This is a genomic window from Jiella avicenniae (assembly GCF_021390325.1).
Classification (GTDB): Bacteria; Pseudomonadota; Alphaproteobacteria; order Rhizobiales; family Rhizobiaceae; genus Jiella; species Jiella avicenniae.
Genome location: NZ_JAJUWU010000001.1, coordinates 30,084 through 52,627, shown reverse-complemented (window position 1 = coordinate 52,627; position 22,544 = coordinate 30,084). Strand labels below are relative to the sequence as shown.

Here is a 22,544-nt window from a genome sequence, read left to right as displayed (position 1 = left end):
CGCCGCCGGCGAGACCACCCCCCTCCGGACCGATCCGGGCGCCGGCCTGGTCGCCGCCGCCGCGCCGTCCCGATGATCCTCAATCAGCTGGTCTAGGGCCGTTTCGTCAATGCCGTCAGTCACTTGTCGCCACCGTGTGAGGCGTCATCGTGTGAGACCTCGGCCTCATCATCGCTAAGTGTCTGATTTTCCTCGCTCTCGTCGTCGCCGGTGCCACCGGCCAGCGTCAGTGCCAGCCCGTGCTCGCTGAGGCCTCCGCCACCCGTCGCCTGGCCGAGCTGGACGATCGTCAGCATCCCGGCCGTCGCGCCCTCGACCTGGACGGCCGTCGGCATCTTCTGCGCCACGTAGGGCGCGAGGTCCGCCATGACCTTGCGGTGATACTCGGCCGCCTCGATCCGCTTGCAGCCGAGCGTCGCGGCGATGACGTCGATCGGCGTCGAGACGATCTCGGCCATCGCCAGCACCGGATGCCTGCCCGTCGTCGAGATCAGCTTCGCCAGCTCGGCCGTCGAGCGGTTGCGCGATCCCTTCGGGCGCCCCGGCCCGCTCCGCGTCACCGGCTTGCCGCCGACCTGCAGCGTCCCGAAGACGCTCGACCCGGCGAAGAGGTCGTCCTGCACCGCCTCGCCGGCCTCGTCCTTTTCAGACAGCCCCCGCGCAGCCAGATCCAGTCCCACCGCGCCGCTCAAACCGTGCTTTGGATCGGTCGCCATCCTTAGACACCCCTTTCTTTATTGCCGCGAACGGCCAAGCCGTTGATTGCGATGGAAAATCTCGAAAGTGGAACGGCTGGAACGCCGTGGAACCGGCGAGTGTTCCAGCTAAGTCTTTGCTTTCTATATGAAAACTTACCCTTGGAACGCTGGAACGCATATATACATACTTCCCGTGTACGCGCGCGCGCGTGCGAGACCATGTGCATTCTGGCGTTCCAGCGTTCCACTTTCGAAATCTGCCTTATGTTTCAGTCACTTGGCTGGAACGGTCGCGCGTTCCAGAGCGTTCCAGCCGTTCCACCCTGCCCCAAACCGCCGCCAAAACGCCCGCGGTCTTTCCCTGCAAACCTATGGGTGCGGGTGCGGGCGTCATGTTTCCGGCGCTGCGGGGTGTGGGTGATCGTCATCCGTGAGGCTCGTGGGATCAAGCGGCGCCGCGCTACCGCGCGGCAAGATTTCTCGATCTGATACCCGTCATCGCCGCCGCCGGCGTCGCGCCGGACCGGCGCTCTCGCCGCCGGCTCGCGTTGCGGCTAGCATGGCAAGGGTACGGGCAAAGAAGATCGAGACGGGCATGATTGCAGAGATCCTGATCACGATCTGGAACCTCGCCGCGATCGTCGTCGCCTGGGGACCTCTCGTATGGGTCGTCACGCGATGGGAGCGTGCGGATCGTGAGCGGATGCGCTTCCAAATCGAACATCGCCTGCCGCATGAACCGCGGTCGAAAACGGAGCGAGCCAAGCGCTGGGCGATCGGCTTGGCCGTCTTCATTGCCAGCGCGCCATTTGCCGGCACCATGTTCAACGCCAGCGACGCGATCGCGGCCGTGCTGCGGCGTGTCGCCCCGTTCTGAAGATTGCGCCGTCACCCCTCCACCTCCGCGATGATGTCCTTGAGCAGAAACGCCCGGCCGCGATGCTTGCGCCCGTCGATGCGGCCGCTGGCGACGAGCGCCATCGGTGCCTGGTCGAGAGCGCCGATCCACGTGCCGGCGTTCATCTCGCCCTGCCATTTCGAGCCGGCGAACAGCTCGAACAGCGCCGGGTGCTGGTTGGGGATGAACAGCGCGTAGTCGTCGCGGCCGTCGCCCGGCCTGAGGAGGGTCAGGCCCGTCTGCTCCAGGAGCTTGCGCGCACCCTGATAGCCGATGGCGTCCTGATTGTTGACGTCCGCCTCGAAGAACTCGGTCAGCACCTCGCCGACCGTGTGGCGCGTGCCGCCCCGCCAGGCCTCGATGCGCTTCGACATGACGTGGTTGAGGCAGTTCTGCCAGTTCTCGAACATGCCCTCGTATTCGATGAGGTTGCGGCTCGACAGCACCTCGCGCCAGGGCTCGTAGTCTTCGGCGTTCTCGGCGAGGCAGAGATTGAGCTTGCCGGCGTCGCGGTCGACGATCATGTCGGCGAGCGCCATCAGCGTGCCGAAAGTGTCCTGGCCGCGGCCGTCGTGGCCGCACGAGGCGAGGAACCGCCGCCAGGCCTGATAGGTGGCCGGCCAGCGGTGCCAGTTGTCGAGCAGCCGGCGCATGATCTTGCGGCCGAGCACCGCCAGCTCCTCGACGGGGATGATCGGCTTCTCCTCGCCCTCGCGCAGCCGCTTCAGGCGAAGCAGCGCCAGGCGTGACAGGTCCTGCGGGTCGAGCGGCGGAATGTTGATGGCCGAAAAGGCGAAGGCCGAGCGCCCCTGGAACTGCGTTCCCTTGTGGTTGTCGCCGCCGCGGTGCATCGGCGCGCCCGAGGCCGAAAGCCGCATCAGCTCCAGCACGGCCTTGGCCTTGCGCGTGTCGGCCTTCGCCTCGAACTCGTCGACGGCGACCGGAAGGCAGTCGAACTTCAGCTGCTGATAGATGCCGGCGGCCGTCGCGTCCGCGCTCTGCAGCAGCGCCGGCCCGAACATCGCCTTGACGTCTTCCTGCAGGCTCGACTTGCCGGTCGCCTTGTCGCCCATGATGACGATCGCCGGGCGCCACCGGAGCGCCGCGCCGAGATAGGCGGCGCCCAGCCAGCCGATCAGAAGCACCGGATCGAGGTCGGGGCGCATCCAGTGCCAGGTCTGGAAATGCGGCAAGAGCGCCGTTGCCGGCCCGTCCTGGTCGATCAGGCTGACCGGCCAGGGCTTCGGCAGCGGCGGCCGCGTCGGATAGACCATGCCGTCGAGTTCGCCGATCGCCTCCTTCTTCAGCCCCGACGACGCCCGGCCCTGGCCGGCGAGGCCGAGCGAGACGAGCCGGTTGCCGGCGTGGAACATCAGCCGCCCGTCCCGGCCGGTCCAGCCGCCGCGGCCGCGCACCCGGTCGATGGCGTTCCACGAGCCTTTCCGGCCGCAGGCGCCCATCAGGTCCTCGCGGGCCTTGTTCGCCCGCCAGCCGACGATGGCTTTGTCCTTGTTGTATTGCGGCCAGGCCCATTGCAGCCACAGATGCCGGCCCATGAACAGTTCGTTGATGCCGCTCTGGCCGAGTTCGGAGCCCTTGAAGCTCCTGAGCTGCCCGATGACGTCGATGAAATGGAATACGCCCTCCTCGGTGCCGAGCGGCAGCACCGGGCAACTGTCCGGCAGGCCGTCGTCGCCGGGCTCCCATTCGCCCGGCGTGACGCCTTCGAACTTCTGCCCCGGCAACGGGTCGCCGCGGCCGAGCTCCAGCGCATAGGCCGCGTCTTCGTCCTCGGCGTCGGCGATCATCGCCTTGACGTCGGCCAGACCGGCATTGGCCGAGGGCAAAAAGTCGTCGTCTCCGCGAGATGGCACGGCAGGCTTTCATGTCTGGCAGTGGAATGAATGGACCGGCGGCGCGCTCACATCGAACCGCCCCGCGCCGCCGGTCGCTCACGCGGGGTTGGGAGCCCCGCGCCTGGCCTTCGCCGGCGCCGCCGGCTTTTCCGTCCCGGTCTCCGTCGTTGCCTCGGCCGCCGCCTCGCCGGTCTCGGCCGCCGGCGGCGCGCTCACGGCTTCAGCGGCAGGAACGCCGTCAGCGCTCGGGCCTTCTCCTGCCGCGCCGTCTGCCGCCTGATCCACGTCGTCAGATCGAGTTGCTGCGGGTTCCGCCGCAACCGTCTGGTCCTCGGCCGCGCGGAACAGCGCCTGCCAGCCGGAGGCGGGAAACGGGGCGTCGGCCGCGTCCTCCTCGTGAAACGCCTCCATCGCCTCGGCCACGGCACGAAACGCGGTGAAGAAGGCGCGCTCGGCCTCGGCGATCGCCGTCCAGTCGCGGCTGACCGGCTCGCCCTCGAACTCGTGCGACTTGCGCCACAGGATCTCCGGCTTCGGAAAGCCGCGCTCGCGGCAATAGCCGTAGAGCCGCCGCGCGTCGTCGCCGTTCCTCGCCAGGAAGGCGGCGAAGCTCGCCTCGGTCACCCGCCCGTCCTCCACGGCGAGCGCCGCATAGGCATGGCCGGCGGCCGCCAGCGCCACGGTGGCGATCTGAGTGTGTTTCATGCTGCACCTCTATGCAGATCGTTGACGTCCTTGCCGCGCCAGGACCGCGCGACGCTCACCCTGCGGGACGCCATGCCGAATTGCGGCGCCCGCAGTCTCGAAAGCCCGTCGGCGAGCGAGCGCTCGGCCTGCGGGTTGTTCCAGTCGTTGTCGGCGAAGACGATCGCGCTCTCGATGCAGCCGAGCATCGGCACGTGCCCGATGTTCCCGAGCGTTCCCGCCGCCCACACGCGAAAGTCCGGCCGGGCGATGACGATCGGCAGCCCGTCTTCCCAGCCCTCGACGATGCCGAGCGGCCCGATCTCGCCGGTGCGTCCGGCCTCCTCCGGCGAGACGCCGCTGTCGCCCTTCGACAGGCGGATGACGGCGCCCTGCCAGCCGGCGGGCCAGATCTTGCGCGGCTTGTTGCGCTCCGGGTCGGGGAACACCGCCTTGGCCGAGCCGTCCGGCTCGAGCCAGGTCCGGTGCACCGCCCACGGCTTGCCGTCCGGCCCGGTCATCAGCGCGGGGATGCACGGCCGCGCGATCCGGCTGCCGTCGGCGAGGCGGTAGTCGTGCGACGGCAGAAACCGCAGCGCGTTCGGCAGCCGGTCGATGGCGATGCCGCGCCCGGCGAGATAGCGCCGGACGAGCGTCGGGATCTCGGCGCCCATCGGCTCGCCGGTCAGCCACAGGCCGAGCGCCCGCCGGCGGTTGTCGGCAAGGCTCGCCTCCCCCAGCGCCGCCCGCTTTTGCGTCAGCGCTTCGGCCCGCCGCCGATCGGCGGCGATCTTCGCCGCCGTCGGCTTCGGCATGTCTTTCGACCAGCCGAGAAAGGCCAGCGACCAGGCGCGCACGGCCGCATAGTCCGGCAGGCGCTCGATGTACTGGATCAGCTTGAAGAGATCGCCGCCTTCGCCGGTCGCATGGTCGCACCAGACGCCGATCGGCGGCTTCAGCCTGATCCAGAACGAGCCCGGCCGCCGGTCCGCCCGCGTCGGATTGAGCGCGAACCAGTAGGCCCCGCCATTCGCCCGGTAGGCCTCCGCCGGCGCCAGCCGCTCGCACAATTCGACGATGCGCATTTCCAGCGCGGCGCGGATGTCCTCGAAGGTCGGGCCGGAGGTCATCAGGCGATCTCGACCGGAAAACGCAGGACTTTGCCGTTCACGCTGTAGACGGAAAGCGGCGCGATCGAGCAGCCGCTTTTGGACATGATCCAGCCGCCGTCCCATCCGGAAAAGGTGAAACTGGCTTCGCGCGAAGAACACTCGGCTTTGGTGGCTCGAAGGCGATCGCCTGCTTTCAGGTTTGTTCGCAAGAACTTTTCAGCAACCGCGTTGCGCGCACGTAGCTTCGCCATCCGCTCTTCCGGATGAAGCGGGCGAGTGCGGGCATCGAACTCTCTGAAGGTTTCCTCCAGCATCACGCCGCCCTTTCCGCCAGATACACGGCTGCCGAGCGCGCCAGCGCCGCGTCGCGGCTGGCGCCGGCGATCGCCGCCACCATCGCGATCGGCGCGGCGCCGAAGCGCAGCAGGAACCAGCCCTCGGCCCGCGAGACCAGCACCTCGAAGGCCGGCTCGTCGCGCCGGTCCTCGATGAGGTGGCAAAGAAACGACACCCGCTGTTTCGTTCGCCCGCTCGCCCGTGACACGCGGGCGATCGAAAGATTTGCGCCGGTATGGGCGAGATAGAGGGCGAGCGCCCGCGCCGTGCGCACCCGCCGCCGGCGGAACGTGCCGGGCGTGCCGCGGGCGATCACGTCGTCGACCTCGACGCGGCAGAGTTCCGCCGCGATGCCCGCGGCGACGAGATAGGCCAGCCGGTCCCGGTCGTGAGGCGCGCGCCGACGGATCATGACGGCGTCACCGTCATGATGGGATTGGCTTGCTCCGCAAGCTGCCGCAGGCTGGCGGCGACGACGTCGAGCGACGCCTGTCGAACCTGCCAGGTGGAACTGAGCAGCGAATTGACGCTCGCGAGATACTGGCGCTCGGCCATGGTCCCGTGCGCGCCGATCCACTGCCGCGTTTCGTTGCCCATCAGCGACCACCACGGCATGGACGCGATCAGCCGCGCCCGTGCCCTGGGATCGTCCCGCGCCTCGTCGAGCTGCTGGGTGATGATGCTCGTCGTCATGCCGCCTTCCGTCCCCCTCTTCTCTTCGCGTCCTGGCTGGCCTTCAGAAACTGCCGCACCGCCGCGCGCGTCAGCGGCCTGGCGTCGGCGCCGGTGAGGAGGAACAGCACCCCGTCCGTCCAGTCCGCCTCGATCAGCCGCTCGCCCTTCACCCCCGCTTCGCGCCAGGTCAGCGCCACCTCGCCGATCAGCGCGTCGACGAAGCGCGCCTGCGTGCCGTAGCTCGGGTCGAAGCGGTCGATCGCCGCCACCCGCAGCGGCGGCGTCATGCGCTGCCGTCCGTCGGCATCGCCTTGGCCGCGTAGTCGGCGATGAAGGCGTCCAGCTCGCGCCGGATCTGCGACAGGCGTTCGAGGTCCGCCGCCGTCGGCTCCTCGCCCGGATCGAGGATGGTCATGATGCTGGCCAAGAGGTGATGCGCCCCGGCGAAGAAGGCGTTGCGCATTTCCGTCAGCTGGATCGGCGGCGCGTCGTGCGGGATCGCCGCCAGCCGGAGGCCGATCCAGCCGGCCTCGATCAATTGACCCTCGGCGGTAAGGCGCTTCGACAGGCGTTCGAGATGCAGGCGGTCGGCCATGGAAATCTCCGGGAAAAGGGGTTCGGCGTTCATCGGCCCGCCCGCGTCGCCGTGGCGATCGCCTTGAGGAACGGCCGCTCGGCCATCACCTCCTGCGGCCGCCGCCAGCTCGCCCGGCCGTCGCGCTGCGACAGGTCCTCGGCCCGATAGACCGAGGCCAGCCGGTTGATCGCCTGGAACAGGCCGAGCGCCCGCGCCAGCGGCCGCTCGTAGCGATGCGCCATGTAGAGGTCGTAGAGTTCCGCCCCGCGCCGGGCGCGGCGGTTGTTGAAGGTTCCGCGGCATCGCGGCGAGCAGAACGCCCCGTGCTCGCGCCGCCGCTGAAACCCCGCGCCGCATTCGAGACACCCGTCTAGACGCATCGCCTCACGGCCGTCTGCTGGCGTCACGGCGCCGAGCGCGGTCATCATCCCACCTCGTCGAGATAGGCGGCGGCGAGGATGCGCAGCGCCTGCGGATGCGTCATCGCCGTCTCGTCGCCGGCCATGACGCGCGCGGCCAGCGTGCCGGCGGTTTCCCGAGAAAACTCGGCCTCGACCGCGAAGGCGACGCCGTCCGCGATCGGGCCGATGGTGCCGATCTTCAACAGGCCGCAACGCTCGGCGAGGACGCGGTGGCCGTGGCCGGAAGCCAGCGGCCAGCGCGCGATCTCGAAAACATCGGTGATCGCCTCAGCCATCACACCGCCTCGTAGTTGGCGGCGAAGTCTTCCGGCGTCACGCGCGTCAGATCACCCGAGCGCCGATGGCGGAAAATCCAGTGACCGGGTCCGGCATAGAGCGTTCTGCCGAACGCGCCGATCAGTGCGCCGCCGTCGAGCCCCTCGATCACCTTGCCTTGCGGCAGCTCGATTTCGACGAGCTTGCCATTGGGGCGCAGCAGCATTGGCGGCGCGGCGAAAATGGACGACCACCATGCCGGTGCTTCGTGCGCGATTGGTCCGATCGTCGGCACTTGGAAGCCCTCGAATTCGGTGCCTTTTGTGCGAATTCCTGCCATCACCGCTTCCCCTTTCGCCTATGCCTCGCGACCCATCGTTCGGTCGCCTCCAGGCTTTTCCAGAACAGCCACTTGATCCGCGCCGCCGCGCGCTTCGCCTCGGCGGCGAGCGCGCGCGCCACGGATCGTCGAAAGCTCATGCTCGATCTTTCCCGTCTGGTGCTTCAGCCGCGCCGTGCGGGCGTCGAGCCTTTCGCAGGCCAGCCGCAGCGCCCGCGCCCATTTGCCGGAGACGTCGGGCATCTCCGACGCCCGCTGATGCAGCCGCTTCAGATAGCTGACCGGAACCCCGGTCTGCCGCGCGATCTTCGCCCGCGTCGATTCGTGATTGTCGCTCAGGCCGTCGTCGAGCGCCCGGTGCAGCCGGCGCATGTCGCGCACCGCCTCGGCCACCGCCGGCTCCAGCGCCGCGAAGCTCACGGCGTCACGCGTGTCGCAGGCGACACCAAAAGTGCCGTCCGCGACACCATTCGTGTCGGACATGGTAAGTTTCCCGATCTATCTTGAGGATCGGAAAGGGGGACGGCGCACGCCGGCGGTTGACTCCGCCAAGGAGACAGGCGTGAATACAGTATGTGGTTGCAAGTCATCATCAGACGATCGGGGCCGGCGGATTGGGAAGTCATCGACCGGCCCCGTCTCGCTTGCGGGAACGGCTAGCGACAGCCTGGAGGAACCGATGAAGTTTACCTCGGCCGAAGAGATGGCCGGCAGCCTGATCAACGCCGTCTTCACCCGCGCCTATGCCCAGCTCGGCCGCGCTGCGCGCGACGGTCCCGTCTCCGAGGGGGCTCTGACCCGCTTCGAGGTACTGGCGCTCGATGACTTTAAGAAAATGGTCGGTGCCGCTGGCGAGACTGAAAACGCCATCCGCCGGCGCGCTCGCGCCATCGCGCTCGATAAGATCAAGAAACTCTTCGACGAAGCGCGCCGCCTTCGCCTCGGGGAGCCGCGTGAGCGCTAGCGTCAATTCGCCCAGCCGGGGGACGCGCGGCAGTTTGCGATACATGTCTGCGGCGCCGGTCATGCCGCCGTCCTTTCGGACGATACCGGCGCGGCCGCTTCCCCGAAGATGTCCGGACGAAGCACCTGGCGCGAAAGGCCGGTCAGACGCTCGATCTCGATGACACGATCAGCGGGGGCACGATCCAACTCCCATCGCCTGACCGTGGTTTTGTGAACGCCGAAAAGCCGACCAAACGCTTCGAGCGTCAGCCGATGCTTCTCGCGGTGTTCGGCGATGGGGGACGATTTGGTTCGCATGGAGCGACATGTTGCGCAACTTGCAACATTCGTCAACCCGTTTCCCTGCGCAACTCGCTAACGACGTCGGCGGAGAATTTGTCGCACATGATGGCTATGACCGAGATCGTGCGCATCCATCACATGAAGCAGCCACGACGCCCTCATCATATCCCGGACTGGGCCGAGGCTCGGGGGATGACGCAGGCGGACCTGGCGCGCGAACTCGATGCCGACAAGAGTGTCGTTTCACGCTGGTACAAGGGCTCGACTCCCAGCGAAGACTATCAAAACCGGCTGGCTGCGCTTTTCAACTGCGATCGCGACGCTCTTTTTCGCCACCCTGACGACGACTGGATGGCGAAGTTTTTCGCCGATCGCAGCCGCGACGAGATCGAACGCATGAAGCGGACGCTGGAAGCGGCGTTCCCTCGGAAGCGGGCTTAACTCAACTGACGCGATAGCGACCTGCTACGTCAGGCAAACCAACCTGACGCACTCGGCGTCGTTGACAAAAGTTGCAAGTTGCGCAACTTTCTCCTCCTCGGCAATCCTGCCGAAGCGGAGACCATCATGGACAATCGCGATGTGGCGTGCGGCACGGCCGCGCCCACGAATCTCCTGAGCCGGGCGCAGCGCGACGCGCTCGGGCGGCTCTGCGCCGCCACCTACACGCGGTCGCGGCGCGGCTTCACGGCGCCGGGCCAGCCGGCGATCAGCCTCGGCACCGGCCTCGCCTTGCGCACCGCCGGCGCCGCCGAGATCAGGACCACCCCCGGCCACCCGCGCCTCGTCGCCACCGACCTCGGCCGAAAGATCGCCGGCTGGCAGCAGGACCGGCGCAAGAAGACCGGGGGCGGCCGATGACCGCGCCCGTCCATTTTGACCTTGAGGCGGTGGAGCGGCAGATCCGCAGGTCTGCCGATACGGCCTTTGCCGAGGCTCGATCCAAGGCCCAGCCCGAGGCTTTGCCTTACATTGCCTTGCAGAAGCGACTTTCGGAGATCGGCTTCGTCGCCACCATAGAGCTCTGCCGCCTGCGCAACGACGGGATGGTCAACGCGCCGGCGGCCGAGGCCTTCGGAACGACCATCGGTTCGATGTTGCGCTCGATCGTCGATACGGTCGATCCGCGCTTTTCGGAGATCATGTTTCAGGCGATCGGCGATGTCGCGGAGATGGATCTCGGCAGCGGCGACGGTCGCTCCGCGATCGCGGCCGAAACCATCCGCGCGACCGAGGGAGGCACCGCATGACCGCCGCCCTCGAACGCGGGCTGGCCCCCGCCAACCACTTCTCGGCCGACGTCGTCGACGCGGCCGAGATCGCCGAAACCCTCGGCATCGACGAGGCCCTGGTGCGGCGCGACGCCGCCGAGTGGAGCCGCAAATACGGCTTCCCCCGCCGGCTCCGGCCCTTCGGCTGGTTCTGGAGCCGCGCCGCCATCCGCCGCTGGATGCTGGTCGCCAGCGGCGAAGGACCGAAAGACGACGACGCTGACGCCGGCACGGCCGAGATCCGGCCCCTGTCGATCGTCGCCCAACAACGCGCCGCCCTTGCCGCGCGCTACGGGGGGCGGGGCTGATGCGCACCGCCTGCCTCGTCGCCCTGCCGGCGGCCGTCGTCGTCCTCGTCGCCGCCGTCATGGCGGGCCGCGCCGAGGACGCGCGGCTCGCCCGCATCCACCAGGAAACCTTCGTCTCCTATCGGGGGATCTCGCAATGAGCCGTCGCTTCGAAGCCACCAAGCCGGACAAGGCCCCGGCCGTCACCATGCAGGTCGGCGAGGCCCCGCCCGTCGGCATCTGCTTTGCCGTCTCGCATGATTGGGCAGCGATCATCGCGAGCGCCCTCAACGTCCGCGAAGAAACCGCCTTCAACCCCGGCTGGCCCGGCACCGCCATCAACGCAACCGAGGACCATCAGTCATGAACGCCAAGTCCACCAACGACACGACCGCCGCAATCGCCGCCAAGATCCGCGCCCGCCGCATCGGTGTCGGCATCAGCCAGGAGACGCTGGCCGAAGCACTCGGCATCACCTTCCAGCAGGTGCAGAAATACGAAAAGGGCCTCAACCGCATCAGCGCCTGCCGCCTGGTCGAGCTGGCCGCCGCCCTGAAATGTCAGCCGACCGACCTTCTGCCGGAGGCGGGAGCTGCGCAGGCCACCACTTTCGTCGTCCTGCCGGTTCCCGTCATCCAGATCGCCCACCGCATCGGCGGGCTGCCGCCGGTTCACCGCGCCCATGTCGTCACCGTCGCCGCCAAGCTCTGTGAGGCGCTGGAGCATCCCAGGCCGATCGAGGGCGGCGCTCTCGAAGCGGCCGAGTGAGCAGCCCGACTTGCCGAAACCGCCTGTCTAGGCGACGCTGACGGCAGGCAGAGAAGGCAGGACCATGGCAGATCCGAAGATCCCCAACGTCTCGTGGCGCGGCGGCAGGCCGCGCTTCACCCCCGGCGAGCCGATCCGCAAGCTGGGTTACAAGGCCGCCGATCTCAAGCGCGCCGACGGCGCCTGGATGAGCGCCGGCGAGGCGCTGGACTGGGCGCTCGCCAAGGCCGCCGAGATCGCCGCGGTGCGGGGCGGTGCCGCGGCCGCGGCAAAGCCCGGCGAGCGCCAGATGCGCGGTCCGATGCCCTACAGCCTCGCCGATCTCTTCCGCGACTGGCAGCGCTCGCCCCGATGGGGCGCCGGCGAGGCGAGAGGCAAGCGCGTCGAGAAGGTCTATTCGGCCAACACCCGCCGCGACTACCGCCAGAAGATGCGCGTCGTCGAGGATCACGACCAGGACCTTTACAACGCCGCGGTCGAGGCCCTGTCCGAACAGATCCTGTTCGGCCTGTACGAAGATCTGTGGGAGACCCGCGGCCTGCACACGGCCAACGGCGTGATCCGCACCCTGTCCGCGGCGATCTCCTGGGGCCGCAGGCGCGGCAAGGTGAAGCTCGCCACCAACCCCGCCATGCGCCTCGGCATGCAGACGCCGGCGCCGCGCGTGCGCTTTGCCGAGCGCGCCGAGATCGAGGCGCTGGTGGCGGCGGCCGACGCCATGGGCCGGCCCGAGATCGGCGACGCCGTCACCCTCGGCCTTTGGACGGGCCAGCGCCAGAACGATCGCCTCGCCCTCGTCGTCCACCGCTCCGCCCTCATGTCCGGCCGCCGCGTCTTCCGCCAGCAGAAGACCGGCGCCATCGTCTCGGTCCTCGACGCCCCCGAGCTGGAGCGCCGCCTCACGGCCGCCAGCGCCCGCCGGCGGGCGAAGGGCATCGTCGACCCGCACGTCATCCTCGACGAGGCGACCTGGAAGCCGTTCAAGCCGGACTGGTATCGCCACGTCTTCGCCGAGGTCCGCGCGAGCGCCGCCAAGGTGCTGCCGTCCGTCGCCGACCTGCGCGACCAGGACCTGCGCGACACGGCCGTCACCTGGATGGCCCTCGGCCGCGCCGAGCCCTACGAGATCGCCTCGGTGACCGGTCACAGTTTCGAGACCGTGCATTCGATCATGAAGCATTATCTGGCGATCCACCCGGAAATGTCCGATAGCGCCATCGGCAAGATGGTCGCCCGCTGGGACCAGGCCGGCAAAGAAGACGAGGCGTTGTGATGACCATGAAACGATCCGAGGCGATCGAAGCGCTGCGCCAACTCAAGGATGCGACGCCGCGCGAAGCGAAGCTGTCCGAAGCCGTGGCGATCCTTGAAGAAGTTCTTTTGACTCACGGCTTTGCCGACGTCGTCGAGGCCTTTCGCGCCCTCGATCCTGAGTGGGCATGACGCGCACCGTCATCGAGACGCTGGGTGATCTTCGCGATCACCGCATGTCGCTGGCCTTCTTCTGCACCGGCTCCAAGTGCGGCCGCGAACTCGGACTGACGCTCGATCGTGCGATCGAGATCTACGGCGCCGACCAGATCTACATCGACTGGACGCCGAGCCGGCCAGCCATCTTCTGCCGCGAATGCGGCTGCCGTCGCATGAGGATGATCGTCCAGGCGGTGCCGTCGGGCTACGGCCTCAGGGACTTCGACTGAGAACGTCGTGTGAACTACGGCGACCGTGTGAGGCTCGCAAACCTCACAAAGCCCTCACACGTTCCTCACATGTTCCGGGTCTATGCCGCCTAAGCCGTTGAAAAGAATGGTGGGTGATGTAGGGATCGAACCTACGACCCGCTGATTAAGAGTCAGCTGCTCTACCAACTGAGCTAATCACCCGCCGGGCCGCCTTCGCGGATGGCGGCTGTATAAAGGCCGTCTCCCGGCCTGTCTACCCTCGTTTTCACCCTTTCGCGATTTGGGGCGGTCTTGGCCGGACCCAGGCCGGAGGGGCACTCACCGGAGGCGAAGATCGGCGGATTTTTTCGCCTTCGTGGGGCCCGACGCTCTCGTTCAAAACCCGTCGCGTCGTCTTTCGGCCCGGAAGGCCGGAATCAGTCGCGCCGGAGTTCGCCGCGGTGCCAGGCGAACCGACAGGTGACGGCCTCGGGAAGCCGCTCGGGAACGAGCCGGCGGATGCCTTGCGGCCGTTCGCCGCCGGCGGCGTCATTGCCTTCGTGCGGGTGGGGGTGTTCGCGCGACAGGGGGAACGCGCCGCCCCCGTGCTCGCCGAGATCGAGAAACCGGATGCCGGCGAAGAGCGAACGGCGATAGATCAGTTCCGCCGGCCGCATCGCCTGTTCGTCGCCGATGCGGATCCGGAATTCCTTCGGCAGTTGGACGCTGTCGTCGATGGTCAGCAGCGCACCGGTCGCCGAGACGTTGCGCACGATGCAGTCGAAGGTGGAAAAGCCGCCGTTGAAGATCAGCTTCGCGCGCTTGAGGACGCGCATGCGCGGCGCGCTTCGGCGCTCTGCCCCGTCGAATTCAGGCACTGTCGCGGTCATGCTTGGGCCCTCCGGAACCTTCACGGGAGCCATAATGTCGCAGCCACGGTTTCCATTCCGTGAAGTTCGGCAAGCCAAATCGAGCGGAATCGGCAAAACGCCCGCACGCGCGGAAGGAAACCACGCCTGCGGGCGTCATGATCGCCCGTCGCATTGACCAGGGCATTGGACCCACTCCCGGCCCGCCCTCCGCCTTCAGGCTGCGAGGACGCGCAGGGAGAGGGCGCCGCGGATCGGCGGAGAGCGCGGCTTGCGCCGTCAGTTGCGCGCCTTGTCGACCAGGGCGTTGGACTTGATCCACGGCATCATGCCGCGCAGCTTCTCGCCGACCTCTTCAATCTGGTGCCTGTCGTTCTTGCGGCGGATGCCCTTGAAGCGGGCGGCGCCCGACCGGTACTCCTGCATCCATTCCGAGGTGAACCGGCCGGTCTGGATGTCGTTGAGGACACGCTTCATCTCGGCCTTGGTCTCGGCGGTGATGATGCGCGGGCCGGAGACGTATTCGCCCCATTCGGCGGTGTTGGAGATCGAGTAGTTCATGTTGGCGATGCCGCCCTCATAGATGAGGTCGACGATCAGCTTGACCTCGTGGAGGCACTCGAAATAGGCCATCTCCGGCGCGTAGCCGGCCTCGACCAGCGTCTCGAAACCGGCCCGGATGAGTTCGACCAGACCGCCGCAGAGCACCACCTGCTCGCCGAAGAGATCGGTCTCGCACTCTTCCTGGAAGGTCGTCTCGATGATGCCCGAGCGGCCGCCGCCGACGCCCGACGCATAGGACAGGCCGAGATCGAGGGCGTTGCCGGAAGCGTCCTGATGGACGGCCACGAGGCAGGGAACGCCGCCGCCGCGCTGATATTCCGAACGCACCGTGTGGCCCGGGCCCTTCGGCGCGACCATCAGGACGTCGACGGAGGCCTTCGGCTCGATCAGGCCGAAATGGACGTTGAGGCCGTGGGCGAAGGCGATCGCCGCGCCGTCGCGGATGTTCGGGGCGATCTCGTCGCGATAGATGTCGGCCTGGAGTTCGTCCGGCGTCGCCATCATCATAAGGTCGGCCCATTTGGCGACTTCGGCGACGGACATGACCTTGAAGCCGTCGGCCTCGGCCTTCTTGGCCGTGGCGGAGCCGGCGCGCAGCGCGATGGCGATCTCCGGCACGCCCGAGTCCTTCAGATTGAGCGCATGGGCGCGGCCCTGGCTGCCGTAGCCGATGACGGCGACCTTCTTGCCCTTGATGAGATTGAGATCGGCGTCGCGATCGTAATAGACGCGCATGGTCATTCCTTCCCTTTGCTTGCGAAGTCTCAGCTTGCGGATTCTGGCCCGTCGGGCCGGTGACCGGCCCCGTAAAGGACCAGGAACTGTCGCGCGGCGCGAGCCGCGCCGGCGCGGATGTCGGATGGCGACAGGTCGATCCTGTCGCCGAGAAGCAGCCGGATCTGCACGTCGCGCACGACCAGGCCGAAGAAGTCGCGGAACGCCTCGCCGGCATCGTCGAAGGCGAGCAGGCCCGCCTCGCGGCCGAGTTCGAGCAGCGGCCTCAGCCGCCGGCCCATGGCGACCGGGCCATTCTCGAGGACGATCCGGCCGAGATTGCGCCCGCCCCCGCCGGCTGCCTCGCCGATGGCGAGACGGTTGAGCGCGACCGAGGTCTCGCCGGAAAGCACCGTCAGCCAATCGGCGGCGAATCGCTCCAAGCTCGCCTCGAGCGTCTGCCGGCCGAGTTCCTCGCGCCGCACCGGCATGCCGCGGACCTTGGAGGCCTGCCACTGAACGGTCGCGGTCAAAAGCCCGTCGCGGTCGCCGAACCACTTGTAGAGCGATTCCTTCGAGCAGGAGGCGGCCCTTGCGAGGCTCGACATGGTCAGTGCCGCCTTCGGATCGACGATCAGCGCCAGCGCGGCGTCGAGCACGGCCTTCTGGCGCGGCGTCGGATCCCCGCCTGTCTCGCTCGCCGCTTTCGCGCGTTCGGAAATCGTCGTCGCCAGTTCCATCAGTACCGTACCGTACGTTACGGCTGCGGCGTTTAACGGCTCGTTCGAGCGATTGCAAGCGGCCACGCCCCTGACAGCGGAAATTTCGGCGGAGCCGCCGATTGGCCGGGGAAGCCCCCCTCGCCGGTCCGACGGCCGCAAGCCGGACGGACAACACCCGAGCGCGCCTCGGACGGCCGCGAGCCGATCGCCGTCCCGTCGGCGCGTGAAATCGACGGCGGCCGGCCTATGATTGCCGGGGGAAGAAGCGAGGAAACATGCATGGCCGCCATCCGCAGTGACACGACCCGCCGCCTCGCGGTGCTGATCGACGCCGACAATGCGTCCGCGAAGATCGCCGACGGGCTGTTCGAGGAAATCGCCAAGATCGGGGAGGCCAGCGTCAGGCGGGTCTATGGCGACTTTTCCAGCCCGCGCTCGAAGGGCTGGGTGGACATCCTCGCACGCCATGCGATCGTCCCGCAGCAGCAGTTCGCCTATACGATCGGCAAGAACGCCTCCGACATCACCCTCGTCATCGACGCGATGGACCTTCTCCATTCCGGCCGCTTCGACGGCTTCTGTCTGGTGTCCTCCGACAGCGACTTCACGCGCCTCGCCGCCCGCATCCGCGAACAGGGGGTCGACGTCTTCGGCTTCGGCGAGCAGAAGACGCCGGAAAGCTTCCGTCAGGCCTGCCGCCGCTTCATCTATACGGAAAACCTCCTGCCGGAACGCAGCGGCACCGATGCGGCGAGCGCCACCAAGGTGGCCGAGCCGCTTGCCGGCCAGGAGGAGGCGACGCGGCTGATGCTGCGGGTCATCGCCCAGATGGATACCGAGGACGGCTGGGCCAATCTCGGAACCTTCGGCAAGCAGATCCTCAACCTGGCGCCGGACTTCGATCCGCGAACCTACGGCTTCAAGAAGCTGAGCGACCTGGTGCGGGCCACCGAGGAGTTCGAGGTGCGCGAGCGGGACGGAGGCGGCGGCATCGAGATCCGCGAGGCGCCGAAGGAGCCGACGAAGAAGCCGGCTGCCCGCCGCGGCAGATCGCGAACGCCCAGGAAGGCGGCGGAGCCGAAGAAGCCCGCGGAAAAGACCGGCTGATATCGGGGAAACTCGAAGGCAACGCCCGGTCACCATCGGCGGGATGCCGCTCCCGGCGGGACGACACCCGCTCCCCTTGCACGCCTCCTTTGCTCGCCGCCACGCGGCGTGACGAGGAGACAGGAAGCACGCCGCGAAAGACGACCACCCGCACAAACGAAGACATGGCGGCAAAGCCCAAAGGCGATTGCCACCCGCAAAACGCTTCGGACGACTCAAAGTATTTGCAAGTATCCACCTGCCGCGGATCGGCAGATCAAGGTAAATCAGGAGGCGGCGAAGGTCGAGCCTGTTCCACGGCTCCGGCGGCTCGTAGGCCGCCTCCCGAAATCCGACAGTCCGATGCCGCTGGCCAGAGCCCCGTTCGTCAAGCCCTGGCGTCTAGGCGGCGACCTGCTGGGGTGGCTCCATCGCTACCTCCCTCGTCGACGATCATGACAGTTCGAAGACTACGCGCCTTCTGAAAAAGGTCAAGCAACTTCGACATTCATACTCGAAAAAAGCCGTTGCAACTGTAGCCGTCCGACAGACTGACTATCGGACGTCCACACGCCGACTGGAAGAGCGGCCGCCGGCAGGCTCGAAAGACCGGCCGTCGCGGCGCCTGCGGCCGAGGGTCCGGCCGCCGCGACGCTACCATCCGGCACAGGCCCCGGCGGGACTGCAGCGGCAGGGACGGCCTCAACTCCTCGGCAGTGTCGCCCGCAGCGCACCGGTGCGCGTGCCGCGCCAGTTGGTCAGGTCCTCGTTCGCCATGGCGGCGAAGGTCTCCGCCAGCGCGGGCTCGCCGTCGCCCATCGCGCGCGCGATCAGCGCCGCCGCCAGCGCCTCGCTCGCCCGCCGCGCGCCGTCGTCGATCTTGAGCGCGAAGCCGAGGCCGAGTTCCGGCAGGAGGCCGCAATAGACGCCCTCGGCCCCGGTCTTGGCGAAGACCTTGCCGGGAGCGGCCTGCATGAGCTTCAGGCAGGCGCGGCCGGTGCCGGACATTTCGAACGGTTCGGCCATGCAGGCTGCGACGAGCGAGCGCGCCGCCTCGGCCCGCTGCGGCTCGAGGCCGTTTCCCGAGGCGATCCTGGCGAAGGCGACGGCGAAGTCGCGCAAGGGGGCGGCATAGGTGGGGATCGAGCAGCCGTCGGTGCCGCAGACGTCGACGTTGAGGCTGCGGCCGATCAGATCCTCGATCACCGCCTTGGCCCGGACCTGGACCGGATGGTTCGGCCCGACATAGCCGGCGATCTCCTCGCCGCGATGGGCCGCCGTCAACAGGAAGCCGGCATGCTTGCCGGAGCAATTGTTGTGGAGCTGGCACGGGGTCTCGCCGCGGCGCGCCATGTCGCGCGAAACCTCGGCCTCGCCGGGCCAGTGGCTGCCGCATTCGAGGGCGGTCTCGTCGAGCCCCGCCTTGTCGAGCATCGCGGCGGCGCGGCGCACGTGCTCCGGCTCCCCGGAATGGGAGGCGCAGGCGAGCGAGAGGTCCTTTTCGGACAGGCCGAAGCGGGCTGCCGCGCCGGTCTCGACCAGCGGGATCGCCTGCAGGAGCTTCACCGCCGAACGGGGAAAGACCGGACGATCGACATCGCCGGCCCCGGCGACCAGCCTGCCGTCGCCGTCGACCAGCGCGAAGGCGCCGCGATGCATGCTTTCGACGAGTTCGCCGCGGGTCACTTCCACGAGGACGGGGTTTTCCATAATTTCGACCTGCCTGCCGGGTTGATGACAAGCGGCAGAACTAGCGCGACCGGGCCGACCTGCGAGCGCTTCGAGCGATCGTCTTGACGAGGAAAGATGCGGACACTGAAACTGATGCTTCTCGGCTTCCTCGTCGTCTTCGTCCTGCCGGCCGCGGCGTCGGCCGCGATCTGGTATTTCGGCGACCATGCGACCTCGTGGCGAACCGCCGACTGGTCCTCCTCCGCGCTGCTGCCGCCGGCGGCCACGGTGCCGGAGGCGCGCGTCTACATCCTCTCGGCCCGCACCGGCGGCCTGAAGGGCGCGGTGTCCGAGCACAGCTGGATCGTCGTCAAGGAAGAGGGTGGGGCGCAGTACGAGCGCTGGGACAAGGTCGGCTGGGGCATGCCCGTCCGTCACAACGGCTATCCTGCCGACGGCCGCTGGTACTCCAACGAGCCGCGCGTCGTCTTCGCGGCAGCGGGCGAGCGGGCCGCGACGCTGATCCCGAAAGTGCGGGCGGCGATCGAGAGCTATCCCTTCGCCATGCGCGGCGGCTATCACATCTTTCCCGGCCCGAATTCGAACTCCTTCGTCGCCCATGTCATGCGGCAGGTGCCGGAGATCGACGTCTCACTGCCGCCGGTCTCGGTCGGCCGCGACTACCCGACGGGCGGGCGCCTCGCCTTTCTCGATCCCGACGGGCGGGATCTGCATCTGTCGCTGTTCGGTTATGCCGGGCTGTCCGCCGGCTGGAAGAGCGGCTTCGAGATCAATTTCCTCGGCCTCGTCGCTGGGCTGGATTTCAGACGTCTCGGCATCAAGGTGCCGGCCTTCGGGACGTTCGCGCTGATCGAGGCGTGAGCGGCACAAAGCGGCCGCCGGCGCGCCTAACAGCCGATTTGCGCCCGAATCGCGTCCACCTCCCGCTTGGAGTGGCAGACGTTCTCGCACGGGATGCCGTCATTGTCGCCGTCGGCGCGGGAATATCCGCCGCACCACAGGCGCACCGCCTCTTCGCAGCTCGACACCGACTTGCAGGTCCGGCGTTGGGCGAGGAGGAGTTCGCCGAGAGGGGACGGGATCTGCCCTGCCCCGCTTTGGGCGCCGGGCGGATCGCCGGCAGCCCAGGCGGTGGTCGGCCACGGCGCGCCGAGGAGTAGGCAGACTGCCAAAGCGAGAGCCGGTCGGCCCCGCCACGGCAGGTCGGAGCCGTGGGTCTGCGTGGGGGTGGATCGATGATCGGTCATGCGAACCATATTACCTTTGGTTGTACATGAGTCGAGTCATTTCTACTTTTTGGAGAGACCGCCCGTCGCGACCTCTCCCGGGCTTTCTCAGCCGGCCTCGGCTTTTCGGCCGCGCGTCTTCCACAGGCTCCAGGCGACGCCCGCGCCAAGGATCGCGAAGGTCGCGCCGAGGGAGATCGCCGGCGGGATCTTGTCGATGCCGAGGAGGTCGGCGGCGAAAACCTTGGCGCCGATGAAGATCAGCACGAAGGAGAGAGCCACCTTCAGATATTGGAAGCGGTGGACCATCGCCGCGAGGGCGAAATAGAGCGCCCTGAGGCCGAGGATGGCGAAGATGTTCGAGGTGTAGACGATGAAGGGGTCGGTGGTGATGGCGAAGATCGCCGGCACGGAATCGACCGCGAAGATCACGTCGGCGATCTCGATCATCACGAGCGCCATGAACAGCGGCGTGACGTAGCGGGTCATCCTGCCGGTCTTCGGGTCGGGCTTTTGGACGAAGAAGCGCTCGCCGTGATGCTCGTCGGTGACGTTGAGATGCCGGCGCAGGAACTTCACCAGCGGGTTCTCGCCGAGCGGGCGCTCCTTGTCGCCGACGACGAGCATCTTGACGCCGGTGACGATCAGGAAGGCCGCGAAGACATAGAGAACCCAGGAGAACTGGTTCACCAGCGCCGCGCCGAAGCCGATCATGATCGCCCGAAGGACGATGACGCCGAGGATGCCCCAGAACAGCACCCGGTGCTGGTAGAGTCGCGGGACGGCGAAGAAGGCGAAGATCGTCGCGATGACGAAGACGTTGTCCATCGCCAGCGCCTTCTCGACGACGAAGCCGGTGACGTAGTCGATGGCGGGCTCCGGGCCCTTCAGCCACCAGACGCCGACGCCGAAGAGGAGGCCGAGGGTGACGTAGAGGGCCGACAGCTTCAGGCTCTCGGCCACCCCGATCTCGTGGTTCTCCTTGTGAAGAACGCCGAGGTCGAAAGCGAGAAGCAGGAGGACGAGGGTAAAGAAGCCCAGCCACATCCAGAGCGGCGTGCCGAGCCACGGCGCCGCGAGAAAGGCGATGTCCACGGACGAAATCTCCCGCCGGCCGCAATGCCGAATGAAGATCCGACATCGCAAGAGCGCCGGCAGCTCTCGCCAGAGGGGCCCGGATCAGGACTCGGAGGCGAGGTGGTGGCAGGCCGGCGGCCGTTCAAGCGCGCGGAAACCCGTATGGCGCGCGCTGGCGAAGACGTGATGGCAACGTCATCGCGAGAGCCGACGAGGCGGGGCGTTGCCGCAAGCTCCGATCGGTCGCACGCCGGATGGCCGCTCAAAAGCGGTCGCGACTGCCGGTGCCGCCGCGGCGGCCACGACCGTCGAGGAGGCCGATGTCCCGGAGAAGACTCTCTGGCGCCGTCTCTTCGGTGATGACGATCCGCTTTCGACGGCGCATCGAGAATGCCGCGATTGGTCTGGCGAGGGCGCGCAGCATCCTGCGCCCGGCCCTTGCAAGCCTGGTCATGAAGGATCCGATCCGCGCCACGGGCAGCGGCGCCAACTTTCTGTTGCGATGGAGCCATTCTGGTGCGGCGACGGCTTGCGGACCAACGAAACTTCGGGCAGCATGCATAAGGAGAACTTATGCATGCGCCATCGCGACCTGCCCCCACTCGCGGCCATCCGGGTGTTCGAGGCGGCTGCCCGCCATCTCAGCTTCACGAAGGCGGCGGACGAGCTCGGCATGACCCAGGCGGCGGTGAGCTACCAGATCAAGCTCCTGGAGGAGCGCCTCGGCGCGCCGCTGTTTCTGCGGCGCACCCGCGCGGTCGAACTGACGGCTCCGGGGCGGCTGCTGGCCCCGGCGACGAGCGAGGCGCTCGATCAGCTCGCCGCCGCATTTTCCGCCGCGCGAGCCGACGCAGGCGGCGTTCTGTCGATCAGCGTCCTGCCGACCTTCGCCGCCCATTGGCTGGCACCGCGCATCGGCCGGTTCCAGATGAAGCATCCCGACATCGCCGTGCGCACGAAGGCGACCCGGGACGTCGCGAATTTCTCCCGCGACGACGTCGACGTCGCCATTCGCAGCGGCCGGGGAGACTGGCCCGGCCTCGATGTTCATCCGCTGTTTCCGGTGGATTTTTCGCCGATGTACAGTCCGAAGCTGATCGGGCGCTCGGGGCCGATCGACGACCCGGCCGATCTGTTGCGCGTCCTTCTGATCGATCCGGGCGATCGGTGGTGGAAGCTGTGGTTCGACGCGATGGGCGTTGCCGGCTTCGAACCGCGCGGTCATCCCGACGCGCGCATGGGCGACCAGCACCTCGAAGCGAGAGCGGCGATCGGCGGCTACGGCGTGGCGATCCTCACCCCGGCCTTCTACCGCGAAGAGATCGCGGCGGGCCTGCTCGTCCAGCCGTTCCCGGCCATCTCCGAGCCCGGACAGTACTACTTCCTGACCTATCCGACCGCGCGCCGAAACGTCCCGAAGATCAGGGCGTTTCGCGACTGGTTTCTGGAAGAGTTGCAGTCGGGCGGGGAACCGGATGCTGATGCCGCGCAATGACGCCGCGCGCA

36 protein-coding genes and 1 tRNA gene are annotated in these 22,544 nt (G+C 67.8%); 15 read left to right on the top strand and 22 right to left on the bottom strand.

Annotation, left to right across the window (positions count from 1 at the left end):
- Nucleotides 1-119 precede the first annotated feature (119 nt).
- Complete coding sequence (locus tag LZD57_RS00295; protein WP_233717119.1) at nucleotides 120-716, bottom strand: hypothetical protein; 597 nt, start codon at nucleotides 714-716, stop codon at nucleotides 120-122.
- Nucleotides 717-1,128: 412 nt separating this feature from the next.
- Between LZD57_RS00295 and LZD57_RS00290 the strand changes: the two genes are divergently transcribed.
- On the top strand, nucleotides 1,129-1,575 hold the full coding sequence (locus LZD57_RS00290) for a hypothetical protein (RefSeq protein WP_233717118.1): 447 nt from the start codon (nucleotides 1,129-1,131) through the stop codon (nucleotides 1,573-1,575).
- Between the two features lie 11 nt (nucleotides 1,576-1,586).
- Here the strand turns inward: LZD57_RS00290 and LZD57_RS00285 are convergent, their stop codons facing one another.
- The 12 genes from LZD57_RS00285 to LZD57_RS00230 form a co-directional block, all read right to left on the bottom strand.
- The gene (locus LZD57_RS00285) at nucleotides 1,587-3,470 is read right to left on the bottom strand and encodes a hypothetical protein (protein WP_233717117.1); all 1,884 of its coding nucleotides are present in this window, start codon (nucleotides 3,468-3,470) and stop codon (nucleotides 1,587-1,589) included.
- Between the two features lie 78 nt (nucleotides 3,471-3,548).
- Nucleotides 3,549-4,157: a hypothetical protein gene (locus LZD57_RS00280; protein WP_233717116.1), complete on the bottom strand. Its 609-nt coding sequence runs from the start codon at nucleotides 4,155-4,157 to the stop codon at nucleotides 3,549-3,551.
- Entirely contained in the window at nucleotides 4,154-5,266 is a 1,113-nt protein-coding gene (locus tag LZD57_RS00275; RefSeq protein WP_233717115.1) for a DUF7146 domain-containing protein, read from the bottom strand. The genes LZD57_RS00280 and LZD57_RS00275 overlap by 4 nt, the downstream gene beginning before the upstream one ends.
- Nucleotides 5,266-5,562: a hypothetical protein gene (locus tag LZD57_RS00270; RefSeq protein ID WP_233717114.1), complete on the bottom strand. Its 297-nt coding sequence runs from the start codon at nucleotides 5,560-5,562 to the stop codon at nucleotides 5,266-5,268. Before LZD57_RS00270 ends, LZD57_RS00275 begins: the two co-directional genes overlap by 1 nt.
- Nucleotides 5,562-5,996, bottom strand: coding sequence for a hypothetical protein (locus LZD57_RS00265; protein ID WP_233717113.1), 435 nt, complete (start codon nucleotides 5,994-5,996; stop codon nucleotides 5,562-5,564). The genes LZD57_RS00270 and LZD57_RS00265 overlap by 1 nt, the downstream gene beginning before the upstream one ends.
- The gene (locus tag LZD57_RS00260; RefSeq protein WP_233717112.1) at nucleotides 5,993-6,277 is read right to left on the bottom strand and encodes a hypothetical protein; all 285 of its coding nucleotides are present in this window, start codon (nucleotides 6,275-6,277) and stop codon (nucleotides 5,993-5,995) included. Before LZD57_RS00260 ends, LZD57_RS00265 begins: the two co-directional genes overlap by 4 nt.
- Complete coding sequence (locus tag LZD57_RS00255; RefSeq protein ID WP_233717111.1) at nucleotides 6,274-6,546, bottom strand: hypothetical protein; 273 nt, start codon at nucleotides 6,544-6,546, stop codon at nucleotides 6,274-6,276. The genes LZD57_RS00260 and LZD57_RS00255 overlap by 4 nt, the downstream gene beginning before the upstream one ends.
- Complete coding sequence (locus LZD57_RS00250; RefSeq protein ID WP_233717110.1) at nucleotides 6,543-6,854, bottom strand: hypothetical protein; 312 nt, start codon at nucleotides 6,852-6,854, stop codon at nucleotides 6,543-6,545. The genes LZD57_RS00255 and LZD57_RS00250 overlap by 4 nt, the downstream gene beginning before the upstream one ends.
- A gap of 29 nt (nucleotides 6,855-6,883) precedes the next feature.
- Nucleotides 6,884-7,264: a transcriptional regulator gene (locus LZD57_RS00245; protein ID WP_233717109.1), complete on the bottom strand. Its 381-nt coding sequence runs from the start codon at nucleotides 7,262-7,264 to the stop codon at nucleotides 6,884-6,886.
- Nucleotides 7,261-7,533: a hypothetical protein gene (locus LZD57_RS00240; protein ID WP_233717108.1), complete on the bottom strand. Its 273-nt coding sequence runs from the start codon at nucleotides 7,531-7,533 to the stop codon at nucleotides 7,261-7,263. Before LZD57_RS00240 ends, LZD57_RS00245 begins: the two co-directional genes overlap by 4 nt.
- Nucleotides 7,533-7,853 (bottom strand): hypothetical protein, encoded by a 321-nt coding sequence (locus tag LZD57_RS00235; RefSeq protein WP_233717107.1) that lies wholly within the window; start codon nucleotides 7,851-7,853, stop codon nucleotides 7,533-7,535. The genes LZD57_RS00240 and LZD57_RS00235 overlap by 1 nt, the downstream gene beginning before the upstream one ends.
- A gap of 18 nt (nucleotides 7,854-7,871) precedes the next feature.
- Complete coding sequence (locus LZD57_RS00230; RefSeq protein ID WP_233717106.1) at nucleotides 7,872-8,336, bottom strand: hypothetical protein; 465 nt, start codon at nucleotides 8,334-8,336, stop codon at nucleotides 7,872-7,874.
- A gap of 196 nt (nucleotides 8,337-8,532) precedes the next feature.
- Between LZD57_RS00230 and LZD57_RS00225 the strand changes: the two genes are divergently transcribed.
- Nucleotides 8,533-8,817, top strand: coding sequence for a hypothetical protein (locus tag LZD57_RS00225; protein WP_233717105.1), 285 nt, complete (start codon nucleotides 8,533-8,535; stop codon nucleotides 8,815-8,817).
- Nucleotides 8,818-8,876: 59 nt separating this feature from the next.
- Here LZD57_RS00225 and LZD57_RS00220 read toward each other — a convergent pair whose 3' ends face one another.
- Nucleotides 8,877-9,116 carry a YdaS family helix-turn-helix protein gene (locus tag LZD57_RS00220; RefSeq protein ID WP_233717104.1) on the bottom strand — a complete coding sequence of 80 codons (240 nt, stop codon included), beginning with the start codon at nucleotides 9,114-9,116 and terminating at the stop codon, nucleotides 8,877-8,879.
- On the opposite strand from LZD57_RS00220, the gene LZD57_RS24100 reads away from it, so the two are divergent.
- From LZD57_RS24100 to LZD57_RS00170, 10 genes are all read left to right on the top strand, one after another.
- On the top strand, nucleotides 9,030-9,542 hold the full coding sequence (locus LZD57_RS24100) for a helix-turn-helix domain-containing protein (RefSeq protein WP_233717103.1): 513 nt from the start codon (nucleotides 9,030-9,032) through the stop codon (nucleotides 9,540-9,542). The two genes, LZD57_RS00220 and LZD57_RS24100, sit on opposite strands and share 87 nt — an antisense overlap.
- Nucleotides 9,543-9,668: 126 nt before the next feature.
- Nucleotides 9,669-9,962, top strand: coding sequence for a hypothetical protein (locus tag LZD57_RS00210; protein ID WP_233717102.1), 294 nt, complete (start codon nucleotides 9,669-9,671; stop codon nucleotides 9,960-9,962).
- On the top strand, nucleotides 9,959-10,351 hold the full coding sequence (locus LZD57_RS00205; RefSeq protein ID WP_233717101.1) for a hypothetical protein: 393 nt from the start codon (nucleotides 9,959-9,961) through the stop codon (nucleotides 10,349-10,351). The genes LZD57_RS00210 and LZD57_RS00205 overlap by 4 nt, the downstream gene beginning before the upstream one ends.
- Nucleotides 10,348-10,680 carry a hypothetical protein gene (locus tag LZD57_RS00200; RefSeq protein ID WP_233717100.1) on the top strand — a complete coding sequence of 111 codons (333 nt, stop codon included), beginning with the start codon at nucleotides 10,348-10,350 and terminating at the stop codon, nucleotides 10,678-10,680. Before LZD57_RS00205 ends, LZD57_RS00200 begins: the two co-directional genes overlap by 4 nt.
- Nucleotides 10,680-10,820, top strand: a complete 141-nt coding sequence (locus tag LZD57_RS00195) for a hypothetical protein (RefSeq protein ID WP_233717099.1) — start codon at nucleotides 10,680-10,682, stop codon at nucleotides 10,818-10,820. Before LZD57_RS00200 ends, LZD57_RS00195 begins: the two co-directional genes overlap by 1 nt.
- Nucleotides 10,817-11,026 carry a hypothetical protein gene (locus LZD57_RS00190; RefSeq protein WP_233717098.1) on the top strand — a complete coding sequence of 70 codons (210 nt, stop codon included), beginning with the start codon at nucleotides 10,817-10,819 and terminating at the stop codon, nucleotides 11,024-11,026. The genes LZD57_RS00195 and LZD57_RS00190 overlap by 4 nt, the downstream gene beginning before the upstream one ends.
- Nucleotides 11,023-11,427 (top strand): helix-turn-helix domain-containing protein, encoded by a 405-nt coding sequence (locus LZD57_RS00185; RefSeq protein ID WP_233717097.1) that lies wholly within the window; start codon nucleotides 11,023-11,025, stop codon nucleotides 11,425-11,427. The genes LZD57_RS00190 and LZD57_RS00185 overlap by 4 nt, the downstream gene beginning before the upstream one ends.
- Nucleotides 11,428-11,491: 64 nt before the next feature.
- Entirely contained in the window at nucleotides 11,492-12,700 is a 1,209-nt protein-coding gene (locus LZD57_RS00180; RefSeq protein ID WP_233717096.1) for a site-specific integrase, read from the top strand.
- Entirely contained in the window at nucleotides 12,700-12,870 is a 171-nt protein-coding gene (locus LZD57_RS00175) for a hypothetical protein (protein WP_233717095.1), read from the top strand. Before LZD57_RS00180 ends, LZD57_RS00175 begins: the two co-directional genes overlap by 1 nt.
- Nucleotides 12,867-13,127 carry a hypothetical protein gene (locus tag LZD57_RS00170; protein ID WP_233717094.1) on the top strand — a complete coding sequence of 87 codons (261 nt, stop codon included), beginning with the start codon at nucleotides 12,867-12,869 and terminating at the stop codon, nucleotides 13,125-13,127. Before LZD57_RS00175 ends, LZD57_RS00170 begins: the two co-directional genes overlap by 4 nt.
- Nucleotides 13,128-13,234: 107 nt before the next feature.
- Here LZD57_RS00170 and LZD57_RS00165 read toward each other — a convergent pair.
- The 4 genes from LZD57_RS00165 to LZD57_RS00150 form a co-directional block, all read right to left on the bottom strand.
- A tRNA-Lys gene (locus LZD57_RS00165) sits at nucleotides 13,235-13,310 on the bottom strand.
- A gap of 215 nt (nucleotides 13,311-13,525) precedes the next feature.
- Complete coding sequence (locus tag LZD57_RS00160) at nucleotides 13,526-13,978, bottom strand: PilZ domain-containing protein (protein WP_233717093.1); 453 nt, start codon at nucleotides 13,976-13,978, stop codon at nucleotides 13,526-13,528.
- A gap of 258 nt (nucleotides 13,979-14,236) precedes the next feature.
- Entirely contained in the window at nucleotides 14,237-15,256 is a 1,020-nt protein-coding gene (ilvC, locus tag LZD57_RS00155) for a ketol-acid reductoisomerase (RefSeq protein ID WP_233717092.1), read from the bottom strand.
- Nucleotides 15,257-15,285: 29 nt separating this feature from the next.
- Complete coding sequence (locus tag LZD57_RS00150; protein ID WP_233717091.1) at nucleotides 15,286-15,975, bottom strand: TetR/AcrR family transcriptional regulator; 690 nt, start codon at nucleotides 15,973-15,975, stop codon at nucleotides 15,286-15,288.
- A 261-nt stretch (nucleotides 15,976-16,236) separates the two neighbouring features.
- On the opposite strand from LZD57_RS00150, the gene LZD57_RS00145 reads away from it, so the two are divergent.
- Nucleotides 16,237-17,064 carry an NYN domain-containing protein gene (locus LZD57_RS00145; protein WP_233717090.1) on the top strand — a complete coding sequence of 276 codons (828 nt, stop codon included), beginning with the start codon at nucleotides 16,237-16,239 and terminating at the stop codon, nucleotides 17,062-17,064.
- A gap of 681 nt (nucleotides 17,065-17,745) precedes the next feature.
- On the opposite strand, the gene LZD57_RS00140 is transcribed toward LZD57_RS00145, so the two are convergent.
- Nucleotides 17,746-18,753 carry an asparaginase gene (locus LZD57_RS00140; RefSeq protein WP_233717089.1) on the bottom strand — a complete coding sequence of 336 codons (1,008 nt, stop codon included), beginning with the start codon at nucleotides 18,751-18,753 and terminating at the stop codon, nucleotides 17,746-17,748.
- A gap of 96 nt (nucleotides 18,754-18,849) precedes the next feature.
- On the opposite strand from LZD57_RS00140, the gene LZD57_RS00135 reads away from it, so the two are divergent.
- Complete coding sequence (locus LZD57_RS00135; protein WP_233717088.1) at nucleotides 18,850-19,596, top strand: DUF3750 domain-containing protein; 747 nt, start codon at nucleotides 18,850-18,852, stop codon at nucleotides 19,594-19,596.
- A gap of 26 nt (nucleotides 19,597-19,622) precedes the next feature.
- Here the strand turns inward: LZD57_RS00135 and LZD57_RS00130 are convergent, their stop codons facing one another.
- The 3 genes from LZD57_RS00130 to LZD57_RS00120 form a co-directional block, all read right to left on the bottom strand.
- On the bottom strand, nucleotides 19,623-19,982 hold the full coding sequence (locus LZD57_RS00130; protein WP_233717087.1) for an excalibur calcium-binding domain-containing protein: 360 nt from the start codon (nucleotides 19,980-19,982) through the stop codon (nucleotides 19,623-19,625).
- Nucleotides 19,983-20,069: 87 nt separating this feature from the next.
- Complete coding sequence (locus LZD57_RS00125) at nucleotides 20,070-21,008, bottom strand: TerC family protein (RefSeq protein ID WP_255699716.1); 939 nt, start codon at nucleotides 21,006-21,008, stop codon at nucleotides 20,070-20,072.
- A 292-nt stretch (nucleotides 21,009-21,300) separates the two neighbouring features.
- Nucleotides 21,301-21,492, bottom strand: a complete 192-nt coding sequence (locus tag LZD57_RS00120; protein ID WP_233717085.1) for a hypothetical protein — start codon at nucleotides 21,490-21,492, stop codon at nucleotides 21,301-21,303.
- 123 nt (nucleotides 21,493-21,615) lie between these two features.
- On the opposite strand from LZD57_RS00120, the gene gcvA reads away from it, so the two are divergent.
- Nucleotides 21,616-22,533: a transcriptional regulator GcvA gene (gcvA, locus tag LZD57_RS00115; RefSeq protein ID WP_233717084.1), complete on the top strand. Its 918-nt coding sequence runs from the start codon at nucleotides 21,616-21,618 to the stop codon at nucleotides 22,531-22,533.
- The last annotated feature ends 11 nt before the right edge of the window (nucleotides 22,534-22,544 follow it).